2 protein-coding genes are annotated in these 2342 nt (G+C 33.3%); both read left to right on the forward strand.

What is annotated here, in order from left to right:
• Positions 1 to 206 precede the first annotated feature (206 nt).
• Positions 207 to 1166 carry an alpha/beta hydrolase gene (locus tag COL05_RS29545; RefSeq protein WP_098671200.1) on the forward strand — a complete coding sequence of 320 codons (960 nt, stop codon included), beginning with the start codon at positions 207 to 209 and terminating at the stop codon, positions 1164 to 1166.
• Positions 1167 to 1350: 184 nt separating this feature from the next.
• Positions 1351 to 2082, forward strand: coding sequence for a DsbA family oxidoreductase (locus tag COL05_RS29550; RefSeq protein ID WP_098671201.1), 732 nt, complete (start codon positions 1351 to 1353; stop codon positions 2080 to 2082).
• The last annotated feature ends 260 nt before the right edge of the window (positions 2083 to 2342 follow it).

Genomic DNA, 2342 nt, shown 5'->3' on the forward strand with positions numbered 1-2342 from the left:
GAATGACTCGTCTTTTTTGTGTTTCCAATTCCTAATCCTTATTCTTTTAATGCTCTCATATTCATTTTGTTTCATCATTTTTGATGTGTAGCATAAGATTTTTTATTTTATTTTTTGTAGAATTAATCTGTCGGTGTGTTAAAATAGTGCAGTTGTTTTTTGAGTACTTAAATATAAGAAGATTTAATTTTGAAAAAGGAGATAATATGAAAAAGATAGGTGTAATTACTATAGTAGTTTTAGTCCTTCTAGCGATTACTTATGTGTTAGTCGGGAATTATTTTTATAATTATGCGTTGAATGCGAAACAAGAGAAAGAGTTTTTAGAGGATAACCCTCACTTAGTAGAAACTGTGAATGCATCAGGAGATGAGTTGGCTACAAATGAAGAAAAGGATGCGAACTTTGTATCAAATCATAAACCTAATACACTACACATAAATTCTTTCGATAAGTTGAAATTAACGGGTTATGAATATATGAATGAACAATCTAGTCATAAATGGGCAATTGTAGTTCATGGATATGATAGTAGGGCATCGAAAATGACGAAATATATCCGGAACTTTTATGAACAAGGATATAACGTTATAGCGCCAGATCTTCGTGGGCATGGAAATAGTGAAGGTGATTATATAGGGATGGGCTGGCACGATCGTAAAGATATTTTGATTTGGATCCAACAAATTGTAAAGAAAGACCCTAATGCTGAAATAGCACTCTTTGGTGTTTCAATGGGGGGAGCAACTGTAATGATGACTTCAGGTGAAGAGTTACCTTCTAACGTGAAAGTTATTATTGAAGATTGTGGATACTCAACTGTCATTGATGAATTTACTTATCAACTAAAAGATTTATTCCATTTGCCAAAGTTTCCTGTTATGAACGCGGCAAATACAATTACAAAATTAAGAGCTGGATATGATTTAGAAGAAGCTTCGGCTGTAAAACAAGTAGCGAAAAGTAAAACACCGATGCTATTTATTCATGGGGATGCTGATACATTCGTTCCTTATGAAATGTTAAATGAAGTATATAATGCTGCAAAAGTAGAAAAAGAAAAATTAATTGTTCCAGGTGCTGGACATGGAGAAGCTGAGAAAATAGATTCAAATAAATATTGGAATACGGTATGGAAGTTCGTGGGGAGATATATTCCAGCATAATTAGATTTGTATATACGATAATCAAAAGGGAATGCTTTTATACTTTTGATTATCGTTTTTTCTATTTTTTTCTATTTATAAATTCATTTTAGGTTGTAGTATATAAGGCTTGAAGCATAAACTTTTGAATTCCTTAGTGCCAGTGCTACAATGATTGAAAACTACATGTTAATGAGGTGTTTCTATGAAAATTGAAGTATGGTCAGATTTTGTTTGCCCATTTTGCTACATTGGGAAACGTAGATTAGAGCTGGCCTTAGAGCAATTTCCACATAAGAAGGATGTTGAAGTTGAGTTTAAAAGTTTTGAATTAGACCAAAATGCCCCAATCTATTCTGGAACAAGTATTAATGAAGTGCTTGCATCAAAGTATGGCATTAGTATTGAAGAAGCTAAGCGAAATAATATACAACTAGGAAATCATGCAGCTAGTATGGGTTTAAGTTTTAATTTTGATGAGATGAAGCCGACGAACACTTTTGATGCGCATCGTCTTGCGAAGTTTGCAAAGGATCAAGGGAAAGAAAAAGAGATTACGGAAAATCTACTTTTCGCATATTTCACAGAATCGAGAAATTTAAGTGATGTAGATACGCTTGCTACTATTGCTGAATCTTCAGGTTTAGATAAGCAAGAAGCTTTACGTGTTATTTATGATAAAAACGCATACGCAAATGCTGTTAGAATCGATGAAGCAATTGCTCAGCAATACCAAATTTCAGGAGTACCTTATTTTATTGTTAATCAAAAGTATGCTATTTCAGGTGCACAACCACTTGAAACTTTTGTGAATGCACTTCAGCAAGTGTGGGAGGAAGAGAATCCTGCACCTAAGTTACAAGAGCTTTCTTCAGAAGGCGGAAATGATATGTCTTGTACGGATGAAAGTTGTTCAGTACCTTCAAAAGAACAATAGTTTTTATGAGGGAATAGCAACCCATAGAGTATTTTATGGGTTGCTTATATATTCTTATAGAAGAGATTTATAAAAAATGAAGTTTTTTATAAAAACATATTGACGATTTTAGGTTGGAAGTGTAATATAGAACAAGTCGCCGATGCAATAACGCAGAACGCGGCAAACGAAATAAAAAACTTAGTTGACATTGCAAGATGAAAATGTTAACATAAGGAAGTCGCAAATGAGCGACCAAGTAGTTCTTTGAAAACTGAACG

It is taken from the genome of Bacillus sp. AFS059628, from assembly GCF_002571225.1.
GTDB lineage: Bacteria > Bacillota > Bacilli > Bacillales > Bacillaceae_G > Bacillus_A.